The sequence below is a fragment of the Aquificaceae bacterium genome, from assembly GCA_037722135.1.
GTDB classification, from domain to species: Bacteria; Aquificota; Aquificia; order Aquificales; family Aquificaceae; genus Pampinifervens; species Pampinifervens sericum.
The window spans coordinates 1-24,880 of sequence record JBBKAW010000062.1; the positions used below are offsets into that span (position 1 = coordinate 1).

34 protein-coding genes are annotated in these 24,880 nt (G+C 43.1%); 17 read left to right on the top strand and 17 right to left on the bottom strand.

Annotated elements, in window-relative coordinates; genetic code table 11:
• Positions 1-93: 93 nt before the first annotated feature.
• The gene (coaE, locus tag WKI49_04465; GenBank protein ID MEJ7621749.1) at positions 94-708 is read right to left on the bottom strand and encodes a dephospho-CoA kinase; all 615 of its coding nucleotides are present in this window, start codon (positions 706-708) and stop codon (positions 94-96) included.
• A 28-nt stretch (positions 709-736) separates the two neighbouring features.
• Between coaE and WKI49_04470 the strand changes: the two genes are divergently transcribed.
• Together WKI49_04470 and glp are read left to right on the top strand one after the other, a co-directional pair.
• On the top strand, positions 737-991 hold the full coding sequence (locus WKI49_04470) for a cytochrome c (GenBank protein ID MEJ7621750.1): 255 nt from the start codon (positions 737-739) through the stop codon (positions 989-991).
• Positions 992-1,000: 9 nt separating this feature from the next.
• Positions 1,001-2,206 carry a gephyrin-like molybdotransferase Glp gene (gene glp / locus WKI49_04475; GenBank protein MEJ7621751.1) on the top strand — a complete coding sequence of 402 codons (1,206 nt, stop codon included), beginning with the start codon at positions 1,001-1,003 and terminating at the stop codon, positions 2,204-2,206.
• Here glp and gcvPA read toward each other — a convergent pair whose 3' ends face one another.
• From gcvPA to WKI49_04490, 3 genes are read right to left on the bottom strand one after another with little or no spacing between them, the layout of a single operon-like run.
• Entirely contained in the window at positions 2,207-3,523 is a 1,317-nt protein-coding gene (gcvPA, locus tag WKI49_04480; GenBank protein ID MEJ7621752.1) for an aminomethyl-transferring glycine dehydrogenase subunit GcvPA, read from the bottom strand.
• Positions 3,524-4,051 (bottom strand): glycine cleavage system protein GcvH, encoded by a 528-nt coding sequence (gcvH, locus tag WKI49_04485; GenBank protein ID MEJ7621753.1) that lies wholly within the window; start codon positions 4,049-4,051, stop codon positions 3,524-3,526.
• An 11-nt stretch (positions 4,052-4,062) separates the two neighbouring features.
• Complete coding sequence (locus WKI49_04490; protein ID MEJ7621754.1) at positions 4,063-4,545, bottom strand: hypothetical protein; 483 nt, start codon at positions 4,543-4,545, stop codon at positions 4,063-4,065.
• 36 nt (positions 4,546-4,581) lie between these two features.
• Between WKI49_04490 and WKI49_04495 the strand changes: the two genes are divergently transcribed.
• Genes WKI49_04495 through secD form a run of 3 tightly spaced genes read left to right on the top strand, consistent with a single transcriptional unit; the run spans position 4,582 to position 8,219 of the window.
• On the top strand, positions 4,582-5,682 hold the full coding sequence (locus tag WKI49_04495) for an inositol-3-phosphate synthase (protein ID MEJ7621755.1): 1,101 nt from the start codon (positions 4,582-4,584) through the stop codon (positions 5,680-5,682).
• Positions 5,663-6,709: a glycosyltransferase N-terminal domain-containing protein gene (locus WKI49_04500; protein ID MEJ7621756.1), complete on the top strand. Its 1,047-nt coding sequence runs from the start codon at positions 5,663-5,665 to the stop codon at positions 6,707-6,709. Before WKI49_04495 ends, WKI49_04500 begins: the two co-directional genes overlap by 20 nt.
• A 16-nt stretch (positions 6,710-6,725) precedes the next feature.
• Positions 6,726-8,219, top strand: coding sequence for a protein translocase subunit SecD (gene secD / locus WKI49_04505; protein ID MEJ7621757.1), 1,494 nt, complete (start codon positions 6,726-6,728; stop codon positions 8,217-8,219).
• Here the strand turns inward: secD and WKI49_04510 are convergent.
• Positions 8,216-8,416, bottom strand: coding sequence for a hypothetical protein (locus WKI49_04510; protein ID MEJ7621758.1), 201 nt, complete (start codon positions 8,414-8,416; stop codon positions 8,216-8,218). The two genes, secD and WKI49_04510, sit on opposite strands and share 4 nt — an antisense overlap.
• A 52-nt stretch (positions 8,417-8,468) precedes the next feature.
• On the opposite strand from WKI49_04510, the gene mtnA reads away from it, so the two are divergent.
• Genes mtnA through WKI49_04550 form a run of 8 tightly spaced genes read left to right on the top strand, consistent with a single transcriptional unit; the run spans position 8,469 to position 14,868 of the window.
• Positions 8,469-9,416: an S-methyl-5-thioribose-1-phosphate isomerase gene (gene mtnA, locus WKI49_04515; GenBank protein ID MEJ7621759.1), complete on the top strand. Its 948-nt coding sequence runs from the start codon at positions 8,469-8,471 to the stop codon at positions 9,414-9,416.
• A gap of 49 nt (positions 9,417-9,465) precedes the next feature.
• The gene (locus WKI49_04520; GenBank protein ID MEJ7621760.1) at positions 9,466-10,632 is read left to right on the top strand and encodes an ABC transporter permease; all 1,167 of its coding nucleotides are present in this window, start codon (positions 9,466-9,468) and stop codon (positions 10,630-10,632) included.
• Positions 10,625-11,281 carry an ABC transporter ATP-binding protein gene (locus WKI49_04525; GenBank protein ID MEJ7621761.1) on the top strand — a complete coding sequence of 219 codons (657 nt, stop codon included), beginning with the start codon at positions 10,625-10,627 and terminating at the stop codon, positions 11,279-11,281. Before WKI49_04520 ends, WKI49_04525 begins: the two co-directional genes overlap by 8 nt.
• An 8-nt stretch (positions 11,282-11,289) precedes the next feature.
• The gene (gene secG, locus WKI49_04530) at positions 11,290-11,625 is read left to right on the top strand and encodes a preprotein translocase subunit SecG (protein ID MEJ7621762.1); all 336 of its coding nucleotides are present in this window, start codon (positions 11,290-11,292) and stop codon (positions 11,623-11,625) included.
• A complete protein-coding gene (gene prmC / locus WKI49_04535) occupies positions 11,534-12,349 on the top strand; it encodes a peptide chain release factor N(5)-glutamine methyltransferase (GenBank protein MEJ7621763.1) in 816 nt (271 codons plus the stop codon). The genes secG and prmC overlap by 92 nt, the downstream gene beginning before the upstream one ends.
• Entirely contained in the window at positions 12,337-13,560 is a 1,224-nt protein-coding gene (locus tag WKI49_04540; GenBank protein MEJ7621764.1) for a hemolysin family protein, read from the top strand. Before prmC ends, WKI49_04540 begins: the two co-directional genes overlap by 13 nt.
• On the top strand, positions 13,553-14,230 hold the full coding sequence (gene radC, locus WKI49_04545; GenBank protein MEJ7621765.1) for a DNA repair protein RadC: 678 nt from the start codon (positions 13,553-13,555) through the stop codon (positions 14,228-14,230). The genes WKI49_04540 and radC overlap by 8 nt, the downstream gene beginning before the upstream one ends.
• Complete coding sequence (locus WKI49_04550; protein MEJ7621766.1) at positions 14,227-14,868, top strand: phosphoribosyltransferase family protein; 642 nt, start codon at positions 14,227-14,229, stop codon at positions 14,866-14,868. The genes radC and WKI49_04550 overlap by 4 nt, the downstream gene beginning before the upstream one ends.
• A gap of 70 nt (positions 14,869-14,938) precedes the next feature.
• On the opposite strand, the gene WKI49_04555 is transcribed toward WKI49_04550, so the two are convergent.
• Positions 14,939-16,150 carry an aminotransferase class I/II-fold pyridoxal phosphate-dependent enzyme gene (locus tag WKI49_04555; GenBank protein ID MEJ7621767.1) on the bottom strand — a complete coding sequence of 404 codons (1,212 nt, stop codon included), beginning with the start codon at positions 16,148-16,150 and terminating at the stop codon, positions 14,939-14,941.
• A complete protein-coding gene (locus WKI49_04560) occupies positions 16,143-16,508 on the bottom strand; it encodes a TraR/DksA C4-type zinc finger protein (GenBank protein MEJ7621768.1) in 366 nt (121 codons plus the stop codon). Before WKI49_04560 ends, WKI49_04555 begins: the two co-directional genes overlap by 8 nt.
• A gap of 19 nt (positions 16,509-16,527) precedes the next feature.
• Between WKI49_04560 and WKI49_04565 the strand changes: the two genes are divergently transcribed.
• The 4 genes from WKI49_04565 to argC are packed head-to-tail and all read left to right on the top strand — an operon-like array spanning position 16,528 to position 18,878.
• The gene (locus WKI49_04565) at positions 16,528-16,950 is read left to right on the top strand and encodes a DUF1122 family protein (GenBank protein ID MEJ7621769.1); all 423 of its coding nucleotides are present in this window, start codon (positions 16,528-16,530) and stop codon (positions 16,948-16,950) included.
• A 49-nt stretch (positions 16,951-16,999) separates the two neighbouring features.
• On the top strand, positions 17,000-17,434 hold the full coding sequence (gene rplM / locus WKI49_04570; GenBank protein ID MEJ7621770.1) for a 50S ribosomal protein L13: 435 nt from the start codon (positions 17,000-17,002) through the stop codon (positions 17,432-17,434).
• Complete coding sequence (gene rpsI / locus WKI49_04575; protein MEJ7621771.1) at positions 17,431-17,871, top strand: 30S ribosomal protein S9; 441 nt, start codon at positions 17,431-17,433, stop codon at positions 17,869-17,871. Before rplM ends, rpsI begins: the two co-directional genes overlap by 4 nt.
• Complete coding sequence (gene argC, locus WKI49_04580; protein ID MEJ7621772.1) at positions 17,856-18,878, top strand: N-acetyl-gamma-glutamyl-phosphate reductase; 1,023 nt, start codon at positions 17,856-17,858, stop codon at positions 18,876-18,878. The genes rpsI and argC overlap by 16 nt, the downstream gene beginning before the upstream one ends.
• Here the strand turns inward: argC and WKI49_04585 are convergent.
• From WKI49_04585 to WKI49_04630, 10 genes are all read right to left on the bottom strand, one after another.
• Complete coding sequence (locus WKI49_04585) at positions 18,875-19,435, bottom strand: ATP/GTP-binding protein (GenBank protein MEJ7621773.1); 561 nt, start codon at positions 19,433-19,435, stop codon at positions 18,875-18,877. The two genes, argC and WKI49_04585, sit on opposite strands and share 4 nt — an antisense overlap.
• Complete coding sequence (locus WKI49_04590) at positions 19,432-20,124, bottom strand: DUF4388 domain-containing protein (protein MEJ7621774.1); 693 nt, start codon at positions 20,122-20,124, stop codon at positions 19,432-19,434. Before WKI49_04590 ends, WKI49_04585 begins: the two co-directional genes overlap by 4 nt.
• Positions 20,125-20,130: 6 nt before the next feature.
• A complete protein-coding gene (locus WKI49_04595) occupies positions 20,131-20,484 on the bottom strand; it encodes a roadblock/LC7 domain-containing protein (GenBank protein MEJ7621775.1) in 354 nt (117 codons plus the stop codon).
• A gap of 45 nt (positions 20,485-20,529) precedes the next feature.
• On the bottom strand, positions 20,530-21,390 hold the full coding sequence (locus WKI49_04600) for a permease (GenBank protein ID MEJ7621776.1): 861 nt from the start codon (positions 21,388-21,390) through the stop codon (positions 20,530-20,532).
• Between the two features lie 12 nt (positions 21,391-21,402).
• Positions 21,403-21,834: a phosphatidylglycerophosphatase A gene (locus tag WKI49_04605; GenBank protein MEJ7621777.1), complete on the bottom strand. Its 432-nt coding sequence runs from the start codon at positions 21,832-21,834 to the stop codon at positions 21,403-21,405.
• Positions 21,834-22,391, bottom strand: a complete 558-nt coding sequence (locus tag WKI49_04610; protein MEJ7621778.1) for a Fe-S-containing hydro-lyase — start codon at positions 22,389-22,391, stop codon at positions 21,834-21,836. The genes WKI49_04605 and WKI49_04610 overlap by 1 nt, the downstream gene beginning before the upstream one ends.
• An 18-nt stretch (positions 22,392-22,409) precedes the next feature.
• Positions 22,410-23,261 (bottom strand): lysylphosphatidylglycerol synthase domain-containing protein, encoded by an 852-nt coding sequence (locus WKI49_04615; GenBank protein MEJ7621779.1) that lies wholly within the window; start codon positions 23,259-23,261, stop codon positions 22,410-22,412.
• Positions 23,258-23,860: an FAD/NAD(P)-binding protein gene (locus WKI49_04620; GenBank protein ID MEJ7621780.1), complete on the bottom strand. Its 603-nt coding sequence runs from the start codon at positions 23,858-23,860 to the stop codon at positions 23,258-23,260. Before WKI49_04620 ends, WKI49_04615 begins: the two co-directional genes overlap by 4 nt.
• Before the next feature lie 31 nt (positions 23,861-23,891).
• On the bottom strand, positions 23,892-24,035 hold the full coding sequence (locus WKI49_04625) for a hypothetical protein (protein MEJ7621781.1): 144 nt from the start codon (positions 24,033-24,035) through the stop codon (positions 23,892-23,894).
• 90 nt (positions 24,036-24,125) lie between these two features.
• The gene (locus WKI49_04630; protein ID MEJ7621782.1) at positions 24,126-24,851 is read right to left on the bottom strand and encodes a hypothetical protein; all 726 of its coding nucleotides are present in this window, start codon (positions 24,849-24,851) and stop codon (positions 24,126-24,128) included.
• Positions 24,852-24,880 lie beyond the last annotated feature (29 nt).

Sequence of the window (24,880 nt, forward strand, 5' to 3'; positions counted from 1 at the left end):
CTTTCAAATATCTTTTCCAATATACACTGGTCAATCCAAGGAGAAGCTATCTTAAGGCTTTTCTCAGCCTTTGATACTTCCTCCCCTATAAACTCAAGGAAGTTCTTCATATTGAAACTCCACCCAGTTTTTAAAGACCCTTGCCAGTTCAAAAACCCTACTCCTTAAGGCTTCAAGAGTTTGTGTGTTCTCCACTATAAAGTGAGCGTATTTTTTCTTCTCTTCTGGAGGCATCTGGTTTGCCCATCTTCTTTCAAAGTCCTCTGGGCTATAACCAGCTTTCAGGGCTCGCTCTCTACAAAGCTGGTAGGGAGCATAAACAAGTAGGGTTATATGATAGTTTCTATATGTCCCCTTCTCTATAAGTAGGCTTGCCTCCACAACCACAATGCTTTTTTGAGGAAGCCTTCTAAACTCCTCATCAAGCCTTCTGTAGAGTTCACTATGAGTTATACTTTCCAACAGTCTTAGGCTCTGTGGGTCTGAGAAAACTATCTGTGCGAGTGTTTTTCTATCAATGTTTCCCTCCCTGTCAAGCACCCTATCACCAAAAGCCTCTACCACCTTTCTGTAGACTTCACCCTTCTCTTCGTAAAAGGACCTTATTATTCTGTCCGCATCAAGGACATGAAAGCCAGCTTCTTGAAAGAACCTTCCTACAGTGGATTTACCAGAACCAAGATTCCCCGTTAAGGCTATCTTTAACATTAAGAGATATTTTAAACGGAGGTGTGTCATGAAAAAGTTTTATATATCCCTTTTGCTTGTAAGCCTTGGCTTTGCCTCAGAGGGAGAGCTTATCTTTAAAAATTCCTGTATGAGATGTCATACGGACAAGGATAGGAAACCTTTGAGCTATTTGAAGGAGAAGTATAAGGGCAAGCCAGAGGCGGTTATGGAGCTTGCTAAAAGATGTCCATGGGGTCAAGGTTTGTCGGATATGGAAATAGAGCTCGTAAGCAAGTGGCTTGCAGGCGTAAATACGCGTTAAAATATTCCCATGCTTACACCTTATGAAGAGGCTTTGGAATCCTTGCTTGAAAGGGTTGATAGACTACCTACAGAAAAGGTTATTCTGTGGGATGCCATAGGCAGAGTTGTGGCGGAGGATGTGTTTGCGGACAGGGACAGCCCAGCCTTTGACAATTCAGCAATGGACGGCTATGCGGTTGTTTCTCAAGACCTTGAAGAAATTCCAGCAAAGCTAAAGGTGGTGGGGGAAGTCTCTGCAGGTAGTGAGTTTTCTGGAAGATTGGAAAGGGGGCAAGCCATAAGGATATTCACGGGTGCACCTATTCCGGTGGGTGCAAATGCGGTTGTGCCTGTGGAATACACAAAACTTGAAGGCGAATATGTGCTCATAGAAAGGTCTTTCAAAGAGGGTGCTAACATAAGGAGAAGGGGAGAAGAAATAAAGGCGGGAGAACTTATTCTCAAGAAGGGCACGAGGATAAGGGGCTATGAGGTAGGTCTGCTTGCTTTTGCCAACAAGGTCTTTGTGGAAGTGTATCAAAAGCCAAGAGTAGCGGTGCTTTCCACTGGCGACGAGATAAAAGAGCCGGGAGAACCCATAGAAAAACCGTCACAGATAAGAAGCACAAACAATCACCTTCTGTATGCAAGGGCAAGGGAACTCGGTTGTGAAGTGCACCAGTTAGGGATAATAGGGGATGAACCCGAGAGTATAAAGGAGGTCCTCCAAAGGGTGGAAGATTACGATGTCTTTATTACCACAGGTGGAGTCTCCGCAGGAGAGAAGGATTTTGTCCATAAGTTGGTAAAGGATATGGGTTTTGAGGTGGTCTTCCACAAGCTAAGGATAAAGCCTGCAAAACCTGTGCTTTTTGCCAAAAAAGGCAGGACCCTCTTCTTTGGTCTGCCGGGCAATCCTGTATCCTGTGCTATGGCTTTTGATATGCTTGTTAAACCAGCCCTTTTGAAAATGCAGGGAGTAGAAGAACATAGACCCAAGTTTCTAAAGGCAGAGCTTCTTAGGGATTTTTCAAGGAAGGATGCGGAAAGAAGAGAGTTCGTAAGAGCGAGGTATGTGGAGAAGGATGGTAGGCTATTTTGCGATTATTCTCCCAAAACTCAGTCTCACATGCTTACCTCATATGTGGATGCTAACTGTTATATGGTAGTATACGAAGGGGTGCATGAACTAAAGGCAGGTCAACAGGTGGATATTGTGCCTTTTGATTGGTAGTTAACTATATCTTATAGCATCCACTAAGCTATCCATCTCCTCTTTTGTCCTCTTTTCAGTAATGGCAAAGAGTAGGGTCTTGTGGTATCCAAACCCTTCCAAAGGCACGCCGGCAAGAAAGCCTGCCTTCAAAGCCCTTTGATAAAGCTCCTCCGCCCTTTCATGTCTTAGTGGAAACTCCCAAAGATGCTTTCCCTTGTAGACTTCCTCAAAGCCTATTTCAAGAAGCCTTCTTTTGAGATATAAAGCCTTTGATAGGCTCTGCTTGGCTATCTCCCTCATACCCTCCTTTCCGAGCAAGACCATATATAGCAGGTTTGCTAAGGCTATAAGGTTTTGGTTGGTGCATATGTTGGAGGTTGCCCTTTCTCTTCTTATGTGCTGTTCCCTTGTTTGTAGCACCAGGGTAAAGGCTCTTTTGCCCTCTATGTCTTCTGCCATACCCACAAGCCTTCCGGGCATCTTCCTGAGATGCTCTGACTTTGCCGCAAAAAAGCCCGCATATGGTCCTCCAAAGTTCATAGGCACGCCCATCTGCTGACCTTCTCCCACCACAATGTCCACACCAAACTCACCAGGAGGCTTAAGAATTGCCAAGGCTATAGGGTCTGCAACTACTACAATGGGGACTTCATACTTCTTTGAAAGACTCACTATTTCTCCAAGAGGTTCCACAAAACCCATAAAGTTAGGATACTGCACCGCCAAGGCGTGTGCTTCTCCATCCTTTAGCAAACCCTCAAGCCTCTCAAGGTCTGTATAGCCCTCTTGAGTAAGCGAACATATTTCAATCTCATCCATGTAGCCTCTTAGGTATGTATTTACCACTCTTCTATAGAGGGGGTTTACTCCCTCGCTTAAGACTACCCTTTTACCCCTGCCCCTTATAGCCCTTGCCATTAGGACAGCTTCCGCTAATGCGGATGCCCCATCATACATGCTTGCGTTGGCGACTTCCATACCTGTGAGCTCACAAATTAGTGTTTGGTATTCAAAGAGTGCTTGAAGCGTCCCCTGAGAAACCTCTGGCTGGTAAGGAGTATACGCGGTAAGAAACTCGCCTCTGTTAAGGACTTGCCATATTACCGACGGAATTATCCTATCGTAAGAGCCAAAGCCTGCAAAGGAAATAAGTGGTATGTTTTTCTTGCTTAGGTCTTTGAAGTATCTCCTTAGCTCCTCTTCGCTCTTTGGTGCTGGAAGCTCTGGCTTTGAAAGAAGCGATGGGTCTATGTGGGAGAAGAGTTCTTCAAGGCTTTCAAGACCAAGCTCTTTCAGAAGTCTTTGTGTCTCTTCCTTTGAATGGGGAATGTGCATTTACCTTTCCTTCTCTTCGTAGCCCAACTCCTCCTCTGGCAGAGCCTCAAGGGATTCTTCAAACCTCTCTTCCTCTTCCTCGGGTAGTTCCAGCTTTATTGTCTCTCCCTTCTCATCCTTTACTATCTCCACAAGAAGCTGTGCGTAGTCTTCTGCAGGCATAAGGTCTTCCACCTCCATAGGGTCAGAAAGCTCTATAACCGCAAGCCACCCATCCTCGTAAGGAGACTCGTTTATAAGATGTGGCTCATCACTTAGGGTTTCATTTACCTCCACCACAGTTCCAGAGAGGGGTGAGTATATAGGTGATACGCTCTTTACCGATTCTACGTTGGCAATGGTATCACCAGCTTCGTAGGTTTCTCCCACCTGAGGAAGGTCCACATAGACCACATCTCCAAGCTCCCTTTGGGCGTAATCCGTTATACCTATCCAAGCCTTATTTCCCTTTACAAGAGCCCATTCGTGGTCTTTTGTGTAATACCTGTCTGTCTTTACCACATACTTACCAACAAGAATCTCATCCATCGCTTTCCTCCTTAAAGAGTTTCATATTGTATACCATACTCCTGCTTAACCTTTTCCATTACCGCAGTTAGCTCTTTTTCCTCTCCCAAAAAGCCTTCCAAAGTCCTTATAAGATAATCAAGGTCTATCAATCTCACAAGTGCAATACCTTTCCATTTACCATTTTCTGAATATAGTGCGTTTTGTCTTCTTTTGGCAATGAATTCCTTAAGTTTATCCAAACTTATTACCTGAGAAGGGTCAAGCACAAGCACATCGTTGCCCCTTAGTTTCCTAAGCCCTTTATATAGCCCATAGAGAAATGTCCCCCTATCGTTTCTTATAAAAACAAGGTCTGGAAATTTGTCTATAAAATCCTTCATCTCCGTGGTTATTACCGCATAAAGGCTGTCTGGTCCTATGAGTTTCTTTAGGATATTTACCTTGTCTACAACCTTTTGCAAAAGCTCGCTATCCTGAAGCAGTTTTGAGTAAAAGACTATAAGCACCTTCATCTTGCTATAATATTATAAGCCTTTACGGAGGTAGAAATGTCAAAGATAAGAGTAGCAATAGCAGGCGTAGGAAACTGTGCCAGTAGCCTTATTCAAGGTATTTATTACTACGCAAAGCACAGAGATGATGTAAGTGGTTTGATGTTTGAGGATGTGGGTGGTTATAAGCCATGGGATATTGAAATAGTTGCCGCATGGGATATTGATGCCAGAAAGGTGGGGAAAGATGTCTCTGAAGCTATTTTTTCACCTCCTAACTGCACCACGGTTTTTGAACCTAACGTGCCAAAGACAGGCGTTATAGTGAGAAAGGGCAAGGTTTTGGATGGATATGCAAGTCATATGGCAAACTACCCTCCAGAAAGGAGCTTTGTGCTTTCTGAGGAAAAGGAGGATGAGCTTGAGGATGTGGTAAGGATTTTGAAAGAAACCAATGCGGATGTGCTTATAAACTATGTTCCAGTTGGCGCTGAGGAAGCGGCAAGGTTCTACGCAAGGGCATGCCTTGAGGCGGGAGTGTCCTTTATAAACGGCATGCCTGCCTTTATAGTCTCTGACCCAGAGTGGGCGGAGAAGTTTGAAAAGGCAGGCATTCCAGTGGTTGGAGACGACATAAAGTCTCAAGTAGGTGCAACTATAGTCCACAGGACTTTGGTTCAACTCTTCCTTGACAGAGGGGTGAAGATTGACAGGACATACCAGCTAAACTTTGGTGGAAATACAGACTTTCTTAATATGCTTGAGAGGGAAAGGCTTAAGACAAAAAAGGTCTCAAAAACTCAGGCGGTCTCCTCGCTAATTCCTTACGAGATGGACCCCTACAACATCCACATAGGACCTTCTGACTGGGTTCCATGGCTAAAGGACAGAAAAATAGCCTATATACGCATTGAGGGAAGGCTTTTTGGCGATGTGCCCATGTATGTGGAGCTAAAGCTGGATGTGGAGGACTCTCCAAACAGTGCTGGTTCTATGATAGATGCCATAAGATGCTGTAAGCTTGCCAGAGACAGAGGCATAGGTGGACCCTTATACTCCATAAGTGCCTACACCATGAAGCATCCTCCGGTGCAGTATCCCGATTGGCAGGCAAGGAAAATGGTGGAAGAGTTCATAAGTGGAAAGAGGGAAAGGTAGGCTCTGGTTTCACACCGCAAGCGTAGGAGAGTTTAACACCGCAAAGCCACTCCTCAAGAGGCTTTATAAAGACCATCACATAACCCTCACCTACTTCTCTCCACGGGCGAAAAGGTATTTACAAAGCCAAGAGGGCAAGGGCTACTTTCATGAACTCTATAGGCTACCACTGGACCTTCCACCCTTTGTAAAAAGTTTTGAAAAAAGGATAAGACCCAGTGCTATTTTAATCATGGAAAGGGAGCTATGGCCCTTTCTCCTCTTGTCAACCAAAGCTCCAAAGGTTTGGCTAAACGCCTATGCAAAGGGAGGTATGTTAGAAAGGCTATTGTCCAAAAGGTTTTCTCTAATATTGGCGAGGGAAGAGAGGGATGCAGAGAAGTTTAGGTCTTACGGAATATCTGAGGTGTTTGCCTGTGGCAATCTTAAATTTGTCCTTGAAGAACCACCACCTGTAGAGATAAAGTTGGAAACTTCAAAACTCCTCGTGGCAGGTAGCACCCATCCAGGAGAAGAGGAAGTCATAAAAAGGGTATACGAAAGGCTTGTAAAGGAACTCAAAGAAGTCAAGCTCCTAATAGCACCAAGACATATAAGCAGGGCTACAGAAGTCTTAAGGCTTTTTCAAAACTTGGGGGCAAGTTTAAGAAGTAAGGAAGAAGAAGGATGGAATGTGCTTGTGCTTGATACCCTTGGCGAGCTTTTTTCAATGTATAGATACGCAAAGGTTAGCTTCGTGGGTGGAACGCTTGTCCCTGTAGGAGGGCATAACCTCCTTGAACCTGCCTACTTTGGAAAGCCTGTGCTTTACGGACCCTATACCCACAAGGTAGGAGAGCTTAGGGCTTTTTTGGAAAAGATTGGGCTCGGCTTTTGTGTTAGAGACGAGGAAGAGCTATACAAGACCGCATTAGAGCTGTTAGGGGAGGAAGACACCAAAAAACATACCACGCTAAAAGAGCACGCACAGAAAGTCCTTGAGTGCTATATGTTTCATTTAAACTCTTTCTTAGGAAAAGTTGTGTAAAATATGAAGGTTAGCAATGAAGGATTTAAAGGTTAACCTTTTGCTTTTATTACTTGTCTTTTCTCTTTCCGTAGCGGTCATACTCCTAAAGCCTATAAACCTTGGTCTTGACCTCAAGGGTGGCATATCCATGGTTATCCAGCCAGATATAAACTACAGCCTTGAACAAGAATATGAAAGACTCTCAAGGGACATAGAGCAAAAGCTCAGGGAAGAGGGAATAAGGATTCTTGACGTGGTTGCAAGTAAAGAGGGCATAAGGGTAGAGCTTCTTGATGAAGGACAGTATACGAGGCTCTTTTCCATAATAGAAAAAGACTTTCCAAGGTTTACGGTTGCAGAAAGACAAAAGGGTGAGGTGCTTATAAGATTTAAAGACTCAGAGGTGGAACAGCTTAAAAGCGGTGTACTTACACAGACCATAGAGGTGCTTCGCAAAAGAATTGACGAGCTTGGTGTGGTCCAACCTGTTATAACGCGCATAGGCACAGATAGAATACTGGTGGAGCTTCCCGGTGTGTTGGATATTCAAAGGGCAAAGTCCATAGTGGGAAGGACTGCACTTTTGGAGCTAAAGTTGGTGGTGGACTCTGGACCAAGAGAGGTTCTCATAGAAAAGCTCACAAAGGACTATGAGCTTTTACCAGACCAGACAGGCGATGAGTGGTTTCTTTTGGAGAAAGTTCCTGTTATAACTGGTGCAGACCTAAAGACCGCTTATACTACCACCGACGAGTTTGGCATGCCAGCGGTAGGCTTTGAGCTAACAGGTAAAGGTGCAGAAGCCTTTGCAAAGGCTACAGAGCAAAATATCGGCAGAAGGCTCGCCATAGTGCTTGACAAAAGGGTAATATCCGCACCGGTCATAAGAAGTAGGATAAGCGACAGAGGTCAAATAAGTGGAAATTTCACACCAGAAGAAGCCAGAGAACTTGCTGTAGTGCTAAGGGCAGGTGCTCTTCCCACAAAGGTTCAGTTTTTGCAAGAGAGCGTAGTAGGTCCCTCCTTGGGAAGGGATGCCATAGAACAGGGGATAAAGGCAGGCGTGGCGGGCTTCTTACTGCTTGTGTTTATACTCATAGCCAGATACAAAACCGCAGGCATCACCGCCACCTTTTCCATAATTTTGAACGCCTTGATGCTATGGGCTGGGCTTGTGCTATTGGGTGGCACGCTAACGCTTCCGGGAATTGCAGGCGTAATACTCAACATGGGCATAGCGGTAGACTCAAACGTGCTCATATTTGAAAGGGTAAAGGAAGAGCTTAGGCTGGGCAATAGCATAAGGAAATCCATTGAATTGGGCTATAGGAGAGCTCTAAGTGCTGTGTGGGATACACATATAACACTCCTTGTTGCAGCACTTATACTCTTCCAGTTTGGTAGTGGACCAGTAAAGGGTTTTGCGACAACTCTCACCATAGGAACTATAGCTTCTCTTGTATCTAATGTATACTTTACCAAAGTGTTGCTTGAGCTTCTAAGTAAGCTTAGGCTTTTCAAAGTCTAAAGTATGTGGTTTATTTTCTCCGAAACCTTATCTGGCTCGTTCTGACTTAAGTCCTTTGGATGTGCTTGTTTGCTTGTATGAACTCCTTCAAATGTCTCAAAAAGTATGTCTTCAAAGGATGCGTTAGCGTATCTGGAGAGGCTATGTTGACTGACTTCCATATCTTGTAGCAGGCTTTCTATACTTCTTGTTTCCATTTTCCTCCCCTCAAGCTTGGTATAATTATAGCTCGTTTATTTTTATATAGCTATGGAAGTTAGAGCCTTCCACTGGAAAGGTGATGCACTTCAATTGTTGGACCAAAGGGAGCTTCCTGACAAAGAAGTATGGCTAAACTTGAGAGACTATAGAGAAGTTGCACAATCCATAAGGGATATGGCTGTAAGAGGAGCACCTGCTATTGGATGCGTTGCCTCTTATGGCTTTGTCCTTGGTGTAAAGGCAGGAGAGAATCCAGAGAAGGTCTACGAAACCCTTAAAAACACAAGACCCACCGCTTATAACCTCTTTTGGGCACTGGACAGAATGAAAAGAGCCTTTGAAGAAGGAAAAGACATTGAAGAGGAGGCAAAAGCCATAGAAGAAGAGGACTACCAAGCCAACAGAAGAATGGGAGAGATAGGTCAAGCTCTAATTCCCTATGGTGCAAGGGTGCTAACCCACTGCAACACTGGTGCTTTGGCAACCGCTGGCTGGGGAACTGCCCTTGGGGTTATAAGGTCCGCACATTACGCAGGAAAGAATATTTTTGTGTGGGTAGATGAAACAAGACCATATCTTCAAGGGTCAAGACTAACCGCATGGGAACTTTTAAAAGAAGGCATACCCCATAAGCTCATAACCGACTCCACCGCTGGCTTTCTCATGAAGAAGGGTTTAGTGGACTGTGTTTTGGTTGGTGCGGACAGAATAACAAGGGACTACCATGTGGCAAATAAGATAGGCACATACGCTCTTTCGGTGCTTGCAAAGGCTCATGGAATACCCTTTTATGTGGTAGCACCAAAGTCTACCTTTGACCCATACACTACAGGGGATAATATAGTTATAGAGGAAAGAAGTGAGAAAGAGGTAAAGTTTATAAGAGGCATTCCCATAGCTCCCGAGGATTCTCCTGCTCTTCACCTTGCCTTTGATATAACACCACCAGAAAACATAACCGCAATAATAACAGAGGAGGGTATAATAAAACTATGATTCTTTTATTGCAAAAACAAAGAAGAATATTGGAGCAGTTAAAGTCAATATGATGCCAATTTTTAGGCTTTCCTTGAGATATCTTCTTTCCAGCAGAGGAACAACCTTGCTTGTATCTTTTATAGCCTTCCTTGGGGTTGTTTTGAGTGTAAGTGCCCTTCTTCTTACTATGGGAGTTTTTGCCGGCTTCCAGCAAGCACTCAGAGAGAAAATCCTTTCCGCATCACCCCACATAATAGTAAGTTTTCTCCGCTATGAAGAGGATAAGGAATACGATAAGGTAATAGCTCAAACCAAGGGCGTAGAAAAGTTTTACTCAGTCCTGCTCTACAATGGACTTATATCAAAAGAAGGCAAGTTAAGCAGTGTGGGTGTAAAAGCCTTAAAGCCGGAGGATGCCTACAAAATATACGGATTGAATTTAAAGGAAGGCATTCTCGTAGGAAGTGGGCTTGCGGACATACTTGGGATTAGGGTAGGTGATGAGGTTGTGGTGCTGTCGCCTATGGGGACACGCACTCCATTTGGTATAGTTCCAAGAGCAAGGACTTTTGTGGTGGAAGGAATATTCCAAAAGGGCGTCTTTGACCAGGATTACGCTACCATTGTCATGGATAGGCAAACCGCCGTGGACTTTTTCGGTGATACCTATCAGCTCGCAGGCTATGAAATATATCTAAGAGACCCCTATAAGGCTCAAGAAGTAAAAGAAGAATTGGAAAAGATGCTTGGTAATGTTTCAATAGTCCGTTCATGGATAGACCTAAATAAGCCTCTTTTTAACGCCCTACAGCTTGAGAAGGTGGGAATATTCTTTGTGCTTATGCTTATGATAGTTATAGCATCTTTCAATATAACAAGTCTTCTTTTCATGAAGGTAAGAGAAAAAGTAAAAGACGTAGCGATTTTGAGAACTTTTGGACTAAGGAAAAGACAGGTAGTGTTCATATTTCTTCTTCAAGGTCTTATGTTAGGCATTTCTGGGACTATTGTAGGCTTTCTACTTTCTCTATTGGGAGGTTATCTTATAAACGAATACAGACTCATTAGAGTGCCTGCGGACGTATACCTTATGGACCATGTGCCTGTTTATTTTGAAATAACTGACATCCTTTTCACCCTTTTGGGTGCTCTAATACTCTCTCTTTTGGCAAGCCTCCTTCCTGCCTACAGAGCGGGCAAGGAAAGCATAGTAAGGGTGTTGAGGAATGAATAGGATAATACAGATAAAAAATCTTTGGAAAATTTATTCAGGTGAAGTCCAAGCCCTTAAGAATATTAGCCTTGAGGTCTTTGAAGGGGAGATAGTAGGTCTTATGGGACCTTCTGGGTCTGGCAAGAGCACATTGCTTCATATAACCGCAGGGCTTGAAAAACCCACAAAAGGGGAAATATACGTTATGGGTCAAAGCATACATCTTATGGACGAAGACCAGCTTGCTTCTTTTAGGCAAAGGCATTTGGGCTTTATCTTTCAGTTTTACTACCTTTTGGAAGACTTCAATGTTTTAGAGAACCTAACCCTCATAGGACAGTTGGCTGGCGTTGAAAGACCAGAAGAGAAAGCACTTCAGATACTTGAATATCTAAGACTTTCTCACAGGCTAAAACACAGACCCAGTCAGCTTTCAGGTGGTGAACAGCAAAGGGTAGCTATTGGAAGGGCTCTTATGCTTGACCCAAAGATTCTGCTCGCAGACGAACCTACAGGCAACCTTGACCTTGCAGAGGGTAAGAGGATTTTTGACCTCTTCCTTAAACTAAGGGAAGAAAGAGGTCTTACCATGTTAGTGGCAACCCATAACGAAGAACTAAAACCCTACTTTGACAGAATCTATAGGCTAAAGGACGGAGAGCTTGTATAATAGTAGCTATGTATTACCTACTTCTTACAGTTTTTATAGTTGTCGCCTTTTTGTTAATTATAGTAGTGCTTATGCAAAGAAGCAGAGGGGATGTGGGAACAGCCTTCGGTGGAATGGGACAGGGTGTGTTTGGACCAGGCGGAGTGGATACAATCCTAACAAAAATAACCTACTGGCTTGGCTTTTCCCTTATGGCTTTAGCCATACTCCTTGCCCTAACCCATCCTTCAAAGAGAGGCTCACTTATAAGGGATGAAGATAAAAGACCTCCTGTCCAAACCCAGCAGAGCAACCCTCAGGGACAAACAGCTCCTTCTGGCACACCATCTGAAAGTAAACCATAAGGATATCTACTTTATGGAAGACCTTGAAGTTCCCTTGCAGGTCATAGAGAGCTTCCTCAAAGACTTAGAAAGGATTGAGGAAGGCTATCCTCTTCAGTATATTTTGGGAGAATGGGATTTCTACGGGAGGAGCTTTTTTGTAAAAGAAGGTGTCCTTATACCAAGACCAGAGACAGAAGTGCTTGTAGAAGAAGTCCTCAAAAGACTTCCTAAAGGGGAGCCTATGGTTGGTCTTGAGCTGGGTGTAGGCACTGGATGTATAAGCGTAAGCCTACTATGTGAGAGGTCAAACCTCCGTATAATAGGAGTGGATATAAACTTGGAAGCCCTAAGGCTTTCAAAGAAAAATGCCCTTAGGCATCGTGTTTTAGAGAGGTTTTTCCTCGTGGGAGGAGACCTCTTTAGTCCCATAAAGCCTTATCCCTTTGACCTAATCCTTTCAAATCCACCTTACATTCCAGAGGAGCATTGGGAAAGCCTTCCAGTAGGTGTTAAACTTGAGGGTTATACTTCGCTCATAGGTGGGGAAAAGGGTTGGGAATTTTACGAGAGGATAGCCAAAGCTATAGATAACTACCTTAAGCCCAGAGGACTTATAGCCTTTGAGATAGGTCATGACCAAGGAGAAGTGGTCAAAAAACTCTTTGAGGAAAAGGGGTTTAAGGTAAATATAATTAAAGACTACTCGGGACAGGAGAGGGTAGTGTTAGGATGGAAGTCTTAGGCTTTCTTCTTGGCGTGTTTTTCTTTGTGCTTCTTGAGGCTTTTTTTGCTGGCTCTGAAATAGCCCTTGTGAGCGTGGATAGGGGAAGGGTAATGAACCTATACAGAAAGACAAAGCAGGAGTTTCTGAAGGATTTTTATGAAAACCCAGAGGAATACATAACTCTCACCATGCTTGGATACACGGTTAGTATAGTTTTTGCTTCTACTTTTTACACCTTGGCGGTTATAGAACTATCCGATTATCTACCTTTTATAAAAGGCTTTGAAGTGCTTTTCTCTGCGAGCCTTGTGGTATTTACACTGCTTTTTGGAGAACTACTTCCTAAAAGCCTATTTCAAAAACATGCGGAAAGGCTTGTGCTACCTTCTCTTTGGCTCTTGAGTAAGCTGAAGATTTTTACAAAACCCATACTTATCCTCTCAAAGTCTGTAAGTAGGTTTATCACCAACACCTTCAGGAACATATACCAAGAGAAACTTGAAAGGGAAGACCTTATAAAACTTATGGAGCAGATTGCAAACAAGGAGGAAAGCCTGCGTATAGCCCTGCAAAGCATAACTATGAGAGACCTCTTTGTAACAGAGGAGATAAAACCCATAAAAGAGGTGGTAATGGTGGAGGAAAACGCCAGCCTTGAACAGGTTATGTTTCTCATGAAGGAAAGTCAATACAGGAGGCTTCCCGTTTACAAAAAAAGGGTTGACCAAATAGTGGGATATGTGGACCTCTTTGACCTTATCCAGAGCAAGCATGCAGGGTTTATAAGAGAACTCATAAGACCTATTCATTACTTTTCGGAGTTTACTACCCTTGATAAGGTCTTTGAATCCTTCAAAAGGAGTAAGGAGCAGATGGGTGTTGTAGTGGACGAAAGGGGGAATATCTTAGGAATTATCACATGGGATGACCTTCAAAGCTACCTAATAGGTGGTCCCTGTGAAGGAAAAACTGAGGAGGATGAGGATATAGTGGAAATAGAAAAGGATATATGGATAGCAGAGGGTGGTATTGAAAAGGAAAGAATAGAAAGGCTTCTAAATATAAAACTTCCAGAGGGACCCTATACAACCTTGGGAGGCTTTATTTCCTTTATGCTTAAAGGATTTCCCGAGAAGGGTCAAGTTGTAGAATATGAAGGCTATCGCTTTAAGGTGCTCCAGAGGGATGAAAGGAGGATAATAAAGGTAAGGATAGAAAAGCATGTATAAAAAGGTCAAAAGTCTAAAGGAGCTTCCAGAAGACCTAAAGCCAAGAGAGAAAATGCTCAGAGTGGGAGCGGACAGTCTTACAGAAGAGGAGCTCTTGGCTATTATACTTGGCTCTGGCACAAGGGAAAGGGACGTGCTTAGTTTATCTGCGGAGATAGTAAAGGTTGGATGGCAAAAGCTAAGCAGGATGACTATAGGTGAGATTATGAAAAGCTTTAAGGGTATAGGTGAGGCAAAGGCATGTCAAATAAAAGCAATATTGGAGCTTGCAAAAAGAATAAACGACCCATACGAAGGTGTTTATATAAATAACCCAGAGGATGCTTATAGGTTTTTGAAAAATATGATGGACGAACGTAGGGAACACCTCATAGCCCTATATCTCACTCCTACCAACAAGTTGATAGCCCATGAGATTATAGCCATAGGTAGGATGAACGCTTTGCACGCAGAGCCAAAGGAAATTCTTTACCATGCTATAAACACCGCTTGCTACTCTATACTCATAGCACACAACCATCCAAAGGGTGAACTAAAGCCTTCAAGAGAAGACATAGAGTTTACAAAGAGGCTTAAAGATGCCTGTCAACTTATAGGCTTTGAACTTCTTGACCACCTCATAGTAAACAAAAAAGGCTATATATCTCTTAGAAGGGAGGGTTATATATGATAGGACTTTTGCAGAGGCTTGGGTTGTCTTCAGAGAGGTGTATCTCTTGTGGAAAGGTCTTTGTGGGTCTTTCTCAAGGCTACCTGTGCGATGAATGTCTTGGGTCTATAAAGCCTATCCATCCAATGGATTATTCAAATAGGCTTGAGTATGTGGTTTCATACAGGGTTTTTGGCAAGTATGAAGGTGTCCTAAAGGAAATAGTTCACAATATGAAGTTTAAAAGCTCCAAAAGCCTTGCACTACTTCTTGGCAAAGCAATAAGGGAGCATCTATGGGAGTATATAGAAGAGACAAATCCAGACATAATCACTTTCCCTTCTTTAAACCTTAGAAGACTATGGATAAGGGGTTTTAACCACGTGGAATATATACTTATAGGTGCGGGTGTGCCATACATGAAAGTTTTCAAAAGAAGTGATATGCACAAGCCTATGGCTTTTCTGAATGCAGAAAAAAGACAAAGGGCGGTCTTGGGACATAGACTGAAAGAGGAGCTCATTGACTTTCTTGAAGACAAGAGGGTGCTGGTAGTAGATGACTTGCTAACCACTGGCTCTACCATACAAAGGCTTGCTTACCTCTTAATGTCTGTTGGTGCACAGGAGGTGCATGCTTACTTTATCGCAAGGGCTTAAAGGAAGTTCCTACGCCTTTCAAGTGGAGTTTTAGCCATAAAAAACCATGTTATCAGCTCCCTATTGTCTCTCATACCTTTTGTGTGAACTTCTCAAATGCTCTCTTTATACCTCTTACCGCCTGTCTTATCCTATGCTCGTTTTCCACAAGGGCAAACCTCACATAACCTTCGCCGTATTCACCAAAGCCTATACCAGGAGATACCGCCACCTTGGCTTCTTTCAAAAGAAATAGAGAAAAGTCTAAGGAGTTCATACCAATCCATGAGGGAATTTTAGCCCAGACAAACATGCTTCCCTTTGGCTTTTCCACATGCCATCCTATGCGGTTTAACCCTTCTACCAACACATCCCTTCTTTTCCTGTAGACTTCCCTGTTCTTCTCTACTATCTCATACGGGCTTTCAAGAGCTATTATGGAGGCAACCTGAATGGGAGTAAAAACACCATAGTCAAGGTAGCTCTTTAGGTGTGCAAGGTTTTTGATAAGAATCTCGTTGCCTACCATAAAGGCAACACGCCAGCCTGCCATAGAAAAACCCTTTGACATGGAGTAGAGTTCCACCGCCACTTCTTTTGCACCTTCTACCTGAAGTATGCTGGGAGGTTCATATCCATCAAAACCCAGGTCTGCATAGGCAAAGTCATGAATAAGCCAAACTTCTTCTCTTTTTGCCAACTTTACCATCTCTCTGAAAAAGTCAAGGCTTACACAAAGGGTGGTAGGGTTATGGGGAAAGCTGAGCACTATAGCCCGTGGTTTTCTAAAAGAAGCTTTGAGTGTGTCATGAATTCTTCTTAAAAAGCTTTCCTCAAAGTCCTCTCCCTCGTCGGGTATTATGGGAACAGATATGGCATCACCGCCTGCTATGATGGGTGCGTAGTAGTGTATGGGGTAGGTGGGGTTGGAAACAAGCACCGTATCACCTGGTTCAAGCATTGCCAACATAAGATGCGAGTAGCCTTCTTTTGCGCCGATGGTGAGTATGGCTTCCTTCTCTGGGTCAAGCTCCACACCATACCTCCTGCGATAGAAATCACATATGGCTTTTCTGAGCCTTGGAATTCCCTTTGAAGCGGAATAGCCATGCACGTTGTCTCTTCTTGCTACCTCACAAAGCTTTTCCACTATATGGTTTGCAGGAGGAATATCTGGGTTTCCCATGCCAAGGTCCACAATATCTTCTCCCTCACGCCTTAGCTTATACTTTAGCTCATTAACCATAGCAAAAACATACTTAGGAAGTCTGCTTACCCTTGGAAACATCCAACTTTCACTCATGCTCTCCTTCCTCTTCCAGCTCTTTACAATTTATACACATAGTGGTTACTGGTCTTGCCTTTAGCCTTTCAAAGGGTATAAGAGCTCCACAACTTTCGCATATACCATACGTGCCCTGCTCCATTTTCATAAGAGCATAGTCTATCTTACGCAGGAGTTTTAGCTCTCTGGTCTTTATCCTCTGTAGGTTTATATACCTTCCAGTCTCTATGCTTGCCCTGTCTATTTCATCACCACCTTCAAAGGAAACGTTTGAGGGGTCTCTTATTTGCTCTTCCGCATGCCTTATTATCCTCTCCCTCATCCTTAGAAGGTCTTCCTTTAGCTCCGCTATCTGTTCTGGAGTTAGGTGATGCATAATCTTATAATTATAGACTATGGAAGCTTTCAAAAAAGACTTAGCTATGCATTTTCAACTTCTCAAGGTAGAAGGTGGTAGGTTTGTAGAAGAGGAAAATATAACTATAGGTAAGGATGGTAAAAGACTGCTCTTTATAAAAGCCTTCTACGGTAGAAAGCCCTATTGGAAAGAGTGGGTAGAGCTTTTCCACATAGAGCCTCAGTTCTTTGGTTCACCCCTTGAAGATGAGCTATATCGCATAATTGCAAAATACTTCAGAAGAGTCTTTGTGGAATACTACGAAGACATTCAAACTTTAAGGGAGTTAAAGGCAGGCAAAGAGCCACAAGAAACAAGGCTCGGTTCAAAGCTAAAAGCCTTAGGTTATAGGTCCTTTAAAGACTGGTATTATCCTGAAGGATGGATGGAAGGGGGATATAAATTGCAAGCGGAGAGGTGATTTGTGGTATAATGTATAATTCTTGAAAGTCCTTATAAGGAGAAGAAGCATGAAGACCTATCATGTTAGAAAGGAAGATGTAGTAAGAAGTTGGTGGGTTGTAGATGCACAAGGTAAAATCCTTGGCAGGTTAGCCTCTCAAATAGCAAGGGTTTTAATGGGAAAACACAAGCCCTATTACCAACCAGACGTGGACTGCGGAGATTTTGTGATAGTCCTTAATGCGGACAAGGTGGTTGTCACCGGCAAAAAATTGGAGCAGAAGAAATACTATTTCCATAGCAACTACCCTGGTGGTTTAAAGGAAAGAACTCTTGCCTGGATGCTTGAACACAAACCAGAGGAAGTAATAAGACTTGCGGTAAAGAGAATGCTTCCGAAAAACAGGCTGGGGCACAGAATGCTAAAGAGGCTAAAAGTCTACAGAGGCTCTGAGCACCCTCACGTAGCCCAACAACCCAAAATATTGGAGGTTGAGGCATGAGCTTAAAGCTTAAGGACTTCAAGATAGGATTTGATAACTCTTTTTATGGCACTGGCAGAAGAAAGGAAAGCGTTGCGAGGGTATGGCTTGTTAGAGGAACAGACAAGCAAATTGTAAAGGTAAAGGAAAGCGGGAAGGAATATCCTCTAAAGGATTACCTACAAAGGGAAACACTTTATCTAAAAGTCCTGTATCCTCTAAAGCTCACCGGTCTTGAAGGAAGGTTTGGTATATACGCAACGGTGAGCGGTGGAGGCATAAGTGGTCAGGCGGAAGCTATAATGTATGGTATTGCCAAGGCTCTGCTTAAATACAACCCAGACTTGAGAGCTACCCTAAAGAAGGCAGGCTTACTAAAGAGAGATGCAAGGGAAAAGGAAAGGAAGAAGTATGGTCTTATGAAGGCAAGAAAAGCTTACAGATGGAGCAAGAGATAAAAGTATGCGTCTATGGTGCAACAGGGTATACCGGAGCTGAGCTCCTAAGGATACTTTTGGAGCATCCATATGTTAAGATAGTTTCCTTAACCTCTCAATCTTACGCAGGTAAAAGGCTCTCTGAGGTTTTTCCGTCCTTTCTGCCCACTTCCTTGGGTTCTATGTTTCTTACCACAGAGCCCGAAGAGGACTTTGACATAGCCTTCCTTTGTCTTCCTCACGAAACCTCCCTTGAGCTCGTTCCGGAGCTTCTCAAAAGGAACAAAAGGGTTATAGACCTCTCCGGTGCATACAGGATATTGGATAGTAGCAAGTATCCCGAATATTATGGCTTTGAGCATACTCATCCGGAGCTTTTGGATAAGGCTGTTTATGGACTGCCAGAGCTTTTCAGAGAAAGCATAAAAACCGCCCAGCTTGTGGCAAACCCAGGGTGTTATCCTACCGCAACTTTGCTTGCTCTATATCCTCTTCTTAAAGAAGGTATTGAAATAGACTTCGTTATCGTTGATGCCCTCTCTGGAGTTTCTGGTGCAGGAAGAAAAACCAGTCAGAAGTTTCACTACCCAGAGATGGAAGGAGACACCTTTGCCTACTCTGTGGAAAAGCACAGACACACACCAGAAATGGAGGATGTTATTCAGAGGGTATATGGTAAAGGTGTTAAGCTAAGGTTTACACCACAGGTGATACCTGCAGTGCGTGGAATGATGGCAAAGGTATATACAAGATGTGAAGAGCTGGACTTTGTTAGCCTTTATAAGGAAACATACGAAGGGGAACCTTTTGTATTTATTTCTCAAGAGCCTCCACACCTTAAACACGTGGTAGGAACCAACTATTGCCTTTTATACCTACACTACCACAGAGAAACCTCCATCCTTGAAGTTATAAGCGTTATAGACAACTTGGGCAAAGGTGCATCTTCTCAAGCGGTGCAAAACTTTAACCTTATGATGGGATTTGAGGAAACTTTAGCGCTAAAGGGGCTGGCGACCTTTCCTTAAGCGGATAGCTCTTCTCTTATTATCTCAAGCAGAGCAAGAAGCACTTTCTTGACACTTTCCTTGTCTATTGCGGAAACAGGTAATACGGGTATACCTTCATCCTCGCTTATATCAAGAGCGAAAGCCACATCCTCTGGTGGCCATGCATTGGGTAGGTCTTGTTTGTTAGCACCTACCACCATGGGAACTGGAAAGCGAGACTGGAAGAAGTTTATTATTTTCCTTGCCTCGTGGAAAGTGGAAGGGTCCGTGCTGTCTACAAGTATTATTATCCCAAGAGCACCCTCACCCAGTATCTCCCACATGAAGTCAAACCTTGACTGACCTGGCGTGCCAAAGAGATACAGCTCGTGCTCATCGTCTATACGAATTTTTCCAAAGTCCATTGCAACGGTGGTGTATTCTTTTACATTCTTTTCACCAACTGCCTGCGTTTTCCGTTCTGTTTTGACAGGTTTTATCTCACTAACTGTCTCTATAAACTGCGTCTTGCCTGCTGCAAAGGGTCCAGCAATTACTATTTTTATTTTCTTTTTCTTCTTTACAGCCTTCATCATAACTCTTTTATTCTTTCTATTATCTTCATTAAAAGGTCAAGAGCTATTGAAGGTTTTTGTTTCTTTTCCTTTCTCTTTCTCTTTATAACTCCAAGGGCAAGAAAGCCATAGAGAGCTCTGTCTACTGTGAGATTGTCAAGACCAGAATCCTTTCTTATGTCATATACTGTCCTCTCACCATCTATAAGGGAAAAGACCTTTTTCTCCTCTGGAGTAAGCTCTACCTTCTTTAATTTCTCCTCAGAACCTTCCACTGGTTCAAAGACGATAAGTTCATCAGATATCTTCCTTTCGACCTCCTCCGGACTAAGAGTACGGGATGCCATCATTATTATATTTTCAATAGGGTATGCCACTGGATAGGTGGAATCGTATTTAACAAAACCGGGTGTGAAGGAGAACACACCTTCCCTCATATGAAGCCTTTCAATAAGAAACCTCTGCACAGTCCTAAAGAGATTATCCTTTGATATACGAAGCTTTTCTATTAGAAGGTCAAAGTCTTTGTCTGCGTAGACTCTGTAAACCTTGTCAATTGGACGTGCAAAGATTATTTGCCCATCCTTCACATAGTAGGCTATTGCTATATCCTGCCATTCCACGATGAGTATTCCGCTCCTCCTGTCTTTAGCTATTATCTGTAGTATATCCACAAGGCTAAAAGTTTTCAGGTCGCCTGTTAGAGCCATAACTTTCTATCTCATCCCTTTTATCTTTTCTTGCACCTTCCTTATCTCCATAAGCAGTAGTCCAAGTTTGGCATTATTGTCCGCAAGGACTACCATAACTGCGTCCTTTCCCACTCCCGTTAGAATAATATACCCTTCCTGACCCTTGATGGTTATTTGTTCCAAATTGCCCTTAGCTAATTCCTCTGAAACGCGTTCACCCAATGAGAGTATAGCTGCACTCATCGCCGCTATTCGGTCCTCTTCCATGCCTGGTTTGAGGACCGATGCTATGGGCAACCCATCTGCGGACACAAGGGATGCACCCTCTAAACCTGTGTTCCTTATCAGCTCCTGTAGAACCTGAGTATATCTATCCATCTTTTCCTCCTTCTGGCTAGTTATAATTATTACATAATAATTATACTAAAATTTCCATAAAAGCATATCGTAAAGAATACCCATAACTGTAGAAAAGCTAATCCAAAAAATCACATAGGCAACCACTAAACCCTTTGGCAGAAACTTAAGGGTTGCGATTATTGTAGGCATGCATATACCCGTGCCACCAAGCATGAAGGTAAGGGACACACCCGAGCTAAAGCCTATATCTCTTAGAGCCTTAGCTATGGGAACTTCTTCACCAGAACACATATATATGGGTATGGATGCAAAGGAGACCAAAGGATAGGAAAGAAAACTTCCCGCTATGGGTCTTATGAGCTCTGGTGGTATGAGGGTTTTTATGAAAGACGCTATGACTATACCAAGAAGGAGGTATTTACCTATTCCAAAGAAGTTGTCCTTGAAGTATGTGCCAAAGGATTTCCATCCGCTTTGACTTGCACCACCAAAGAAAAGGGGCAGACTACTTGGCTTTTTGAAAAAGAGGTCTGCGGTATAGGCAAAAAGTAAGGCAAAGCCTAAGGTGCCAAACAATCTAAGGGCAGTCATAGGAAGACCAAAATATCCGTATGTGAGAAGTAGAGTTATGGGAGATACCACAGGAGCTACTATGAGAAAGGAGAGGACGGGTGCATAGCTCCTTGACATACTATTTATAAGGTTTGCCACAGGAAGCATGGAGCAAGAGCAAAGGGGCAAAAGTCCACCCAGAAACCCTGTGTATATGGGTGCGGTTCTTTTATTTTTGAGAAATACTTTTAGCCAGCTAAGTTTTGTAAAGCCTTGCAGGAGAGAGGTTATGAGGACCGCAATTAAGAAGAAGGGAAGTATATCCAAGGTGTAGTCATACAAGGAAAAGAAAAACTTTTCAAAAAGTTCCATAATAAAAATATCTTAGCCAAAAAGAAAATACAGTATGACTGCGTTCATAATACCTGCGACCACATCGTCCGCCACTACACCATGACCCTTTGGCAGTTTTTCAAAGAGCTTTATGGGATAGGGCTTTAGTATATCCAAGACCCTAAAGGTTATGAAGGCAACCGCCATGGTCTTTAGTGTAGGTTCAATAAAGAGAAAAGAGAAGAAGTAGCCTACTATCTCGTCTATTACCACCTCTTCTGGGTCTTCCTCCCTTGTTAGCTCTATCATATAGTTGGCAGACCAGACCGCAACCGCATACAGCAAAAGCCCAAAAAGTAAGGTGAGCCACCACTTGTAAACAAGCAGATAAACAAGAGGGACACCAAGAAGAGTTCCCACCGTGCCCGGTGCATACCTAAAACGTCCCACGTAAAAGCCCGTGGCGATTAACTCCTGCCACATTATAGGTCTATCCTTGCAAACCTTTTTCTTCCCTCTTCAAAGACATCCCCTCCGTATATATCGTTGGCAACTATAACAGGAAAGTCTTCCACGTATAGTCTTCTTATGGCTTCCGTGCCAAGGTCTTCGTAGGCAACCACCTCTGAGGACTTTATACACTTAGAGAGCAAAACCGCCACACCACCCACCGCTGCAAAGTATACCGCCCTATACTTTTTTAAAAGCTCCCTTACCTGAGGAGACCTATACCCCTTGCCTATCATACCCTTTAGACCCAGCTTTAGAAGGTCTTCCACATACTTATCCATCCTTATAGAGGTAGTAGGACCAGCAGAGCCTATAACTTGCCCAGGCTTTGGTGGTGTGGGACCCACATAGTATATGACCTGTCCCTTTACATCTATGGGTAAAGGCTCTCCCCTTTGAAGAGCTTCCACCATCCTTTTGTGTGCTGCGTCCCTTGCGGTATATATGTAGCCTGTAATGAGAACTTTGTCTCCTGCTCTTAGGTCTTGGATGACTTCGTCAGTTAGTGGTGTTTGAATCCTCTTTTCCATAAACAAATTATAACAACTTTAGGCTCTGTATCTGCTTAGAATAAGTGCGGAAGGCACACCCCAAAGGAAAGAAGACAAAAGCAAAAAGCTATGAAAGACAAAGCCCATTTTTAGCCACTCCCTTAGGCTCTCACCCAAAAGTTTAAGAGGAATTCCAAAGGCAAACTCGTAAGTGCCAAAACCCATAAAGCTATGAATAGGAAGCACAGAGCTAAGCTCTCCACCAAGAAAAGCAAGAAAGCCCTTGTATATATCCATGCTATCTATAGGCAGTAAAACAATTAAGGCTAAGAACTTTAGGCTATGAGACAGAGAGGAAAGCAGAAAAAGTAAAAAAGACAAGCTAAAACTAAGCTCCCTTTTGATAAAATCCTTTAACTCACCAAACCTGCCTCTATTAGGCAGGAGCAAATATCCTAACCTTAAATTCAAAGATAAAATTAAAACAAGCACAGAAGCCAAAAGTGCATAAAGATTAACCACAGAAAAGCTAAGAAAAAGCAGAAAAAAGAGGGTAAGAAGGTCATATAATCGTCCCATAAAGAAAGACCAAAGGGAAGCACTCAAGTTAACTCCAAGCCTTTTTGCATAGTAAAACCAACTAAGTTCTCCAGTCCTTGCGGGCAGAAGGTTGTTAAAGAGTATGTTAGCGGAGTTTATGAGAAAAACCTGATATAGGCTTAGGTTTCTCAAAAGCAGTTTCCATCTTATAGACCTCACTAACTGGCTAAGGCTGTATAGAAAAAAGGCAAAAAGCAGGTTTTTAAGCTCAACATCCTTTAGACTGGAAAGAAGCTCACCTACAGGGACAAAGTAAAAAAGGAAAGCAAGGAAAAGAAGGGTAAGGACAAAGGGAAGGAGTTTTTTCAATCCTTTTCTGGCACGTCGTGGATAACAATCCTTTTGCCTGCAAACCTTGAAAGTATCTCTATGGCAACTTCAACGCCAGAGCCAGCACAAGAGGTAAAGTGAGAGGAAAACCCAGCAAGAGTTCCAGTTACAAAGAGGTTTTTGTCTACTTCAAAGTCCTTGTGCTTTATCATAACCCTACCGGGCTTTGGAGATTTAGGGTTTTCCACCACCTCTACCTGCAGACCTTCTATGTTAAAAGAATGAAAGCCTCCTGCCAAGACTACATAGTCCGCGGTAAAGCTCTTACCAGAGGCAGTCCGAAGTTCAAAGCCCTCTTCCTTTTTCTGTATGCTCTTTACCTCTTCTTGCAAAAAGTCCACACCACCCCACTGGTCTATCTGCTCCCTTATCTTTTGCAAAAGCTCTGTGCCAAGCATAGTATCCAAGCCCGGCACGTTTCTAAGCAGAGCCTTTTTGAGGTCTGAATTATCCGTGTCAAAAACTATATACCTTCTGCCCTCTGCCCATTGCCAACCTCTACCCCTTGCGGACACTAAGGTCAAAGCACAAGAAAGACCACTGGCTCCACCACCTACAATAGCTACATCGTACTTCATAAAGACTATTATACAGCAACTCAACCATTTTTTACTTTCTTACAAACACCTCCTTTCCCTCCTCTTTCTTCTCAAAAGCAGAGGATTTTATGTTTTTGAGAGCCTCTCTTATCTTTTTCTTTTCCCCTGCTATGGCTTTTATCTTCTCAAGTTCTTCCTTGCTAAAACAACACATGATAGCACCTCCTTACGCTTGATGTTTTTATCCTACGCATCTATGATAGAAGGGTTATGTTTTGAATCATAAAAGCCCTACCATATCCTTTCACCTGCATCCATTCACTGTTTCACTTCCTACAAAAGCCCTATTTATTACATCAAAGTAAGTTATTTCCACAAGGCATTGGTCTTTATCTCTCAAAGCCCTGCAGTTTATTTCTATATCGTTCCACTTACCAGTGGCAGAGCCATATCTTTGGCAAAAGCCTGCTATTTGCTGACCTATTTCTTTAGCTTGGGGAGGTATTTGGAAGTATTTTGGTTTGCCTATGCTTTCCAATTGACCTTGACAGAAGGTGTAAGTCCAAGTTTCTGGCACACTTCTTACACCAGGAGGTGCTGCAAGGTTTATCTTAGCCACTTCCACCCTTGTGCATCCTCTTGCATCCTTTTCCACTATTCTTGTAGTCCACATAATGTATCCATCTCTTACCGTTATAGGTCTTCCCTCCTGTGCTGCCCTCTGAGCTACTTCATAGCCAGGTCCTCCTTGAATGGTAGAGGGTTGAGGCATTTGATGGAATATTTGAACTTGAGCTGTATGTTGAGCTTGAAGGATTTGACGCATTGGTTGTATTTGAGTTTCTTGTGCAGTGTAGCTTTCTGAGTGCTTTATCTTTATGTCAATTCTTTGTTCTGCTTCCATTGGCTTTTCTGTTATGTAAGCAGTAAGAGAAACAGACACGCATTCTTTTGTTGTGAATTCTGCAGGACTTACTTCCTGTGCAGTAGCCATTGCTGTTAGGCAGGCTAAGAGGAGAAGCTTTTTCATTGTTCTAAGCTCCTAAATCCTTATTATAT